General features: G+C 68.6%; 1 protein-coding gene. It reads right to left on the bottom strand.

Annotation, left to right across the window (positions count from 1 at the left end; all coding sequences use genetic code 11):
* Positions 1-1157, bottom strand: a 1157-nt coding sequence (gene dnaG, locus AC1DXV_RS34610; RefSeq protein ID WP_477938044.1) for a DNA primase, incomplete at its 3' end; no start/stop codon positions are given.
* Positions 1158-1403 lie beyond the last annotated feature (246 nt).

The raw sequence follows: 1403 nt of genomic DNA, 5'->3' as shown, positions 1-1403 counted from the left end.
GCCGTCGACAGGTCGCCGCCGTCGCGGGCGGCTTCGAGCAACTGGCGCGACAGCGGCACCGCCTGCGCGACGCAGGTCTCGAAGGCTTCGGCGCCCAGCTCGCGCACGTACGAATCCGGGTCGTGCTCGGTCGGCAGGAACAGGAAGCGCACGGTGCGGGTGTCGCTCGCATGCGGCAGCGAGGCTTCGAGCGCCCGACCGGCGGCGCGGCGCCCGGCGGCATCGCCGTCGAAGCTGAACACCACCGATTCGGTGAAGCGGAACAGCTTCTGCACGTGCTCGGCCGTGCAGGCCGTGCCCAGCGTCGCCACGGCGTTGTCGAAGCCGTGCTGCGCGAGCGCGACGACGTCCATGTAGCCCTCGACCACCAGCGCATAGCCGCGCTTGCGCAGCCCGGCGCGCGCCTCGTGCAGGCCGTACAGCTCGCGGCCCTTCACGAACACCGGCGTCTCCGGCGAGTTCAGGTACTTCGGCTCGCCCTTGTCGAGCACGCGCCCGCCGAAGCCGATCACGTCGCCCTGCACCGAGCGGATCGGGAACATGATGCGGTCGCGGAAGCGGTCGTAGCGCTTGCGCTCCTCGTCGTTCTCGCCCTGCGAGATGACGAGGCCGCTCTCCTCGAGCAGCGGGTCGTCGTAGCGCGGGAACACGCTCGCCAGCGCCCGCCAGCCGTCGGGTGCGAAGCCCAGACCGAAAGCGGCGGCGATCTCGCCGCTCAGGCCGCGGCCCTTCAGGTAGTCGATCGCCCGCGGGCTGCCCTTGAGCTGCTTGCGGTAATGCTCGCTGGCCTTGGCGAGCACGTCGCTGAGCGTGGCCTGGCGCTCCTTCAGCTCGGCGGCGCGCTCACGCTCCTGCGGCGAGCGGTCGTCCTCCGGCACGGTGAGCCCGGCCTGCTGGGCCAGGTCGCGCACCGCATCGAGGAAACCCATCCCCGAATATTCCATCAGGAAGCCCAGCGCATTGCCGTGCACGCCGCAGCCGAAGCAGTGGTAGGTCTGGCGCGTCGGGCTGACGGTGAAGCTCGGCGTCTTCTCGCCGTGGAATGGGCACAGGCCCTTGTGGTTGATGCCGGCCTTCTTCAGCTGCACATGGCGGCCGACGACTTCGACGACGTCGATGCGGGACAGCAGTTCCTGGATGAAGCTCGGCGGGATCACCCCGCGAGTCTATCGAACCGCCCTGGGGGAAGACCCGAACCGCCGACTTGTGCAGCTTCGCACGGCACGGTCTTCCCGGGCTGTTACCGATTGACGCAAGGGTGACGCTGCTCGGTACACTTTTTGCACCGTGAAGCTCGATGCCGTGTCGTTGGGGCACGTCAAGACCCTCGGAAGGATTCGTGTGCAGATCAATTCGACGCCGGAACAGGCGCGTTTGCGTTTCTCGCCCCGCACACTCTGCCT

It is taken from the genome of Rhizobacter sp. P3_C12 (genome assembly GCF_056402735.1).
The sequence above is the reverse complement of the archived record's forward strand: the minus strand, read 5'-3'. Positions and strand labels throughout refer to the sequence as shown.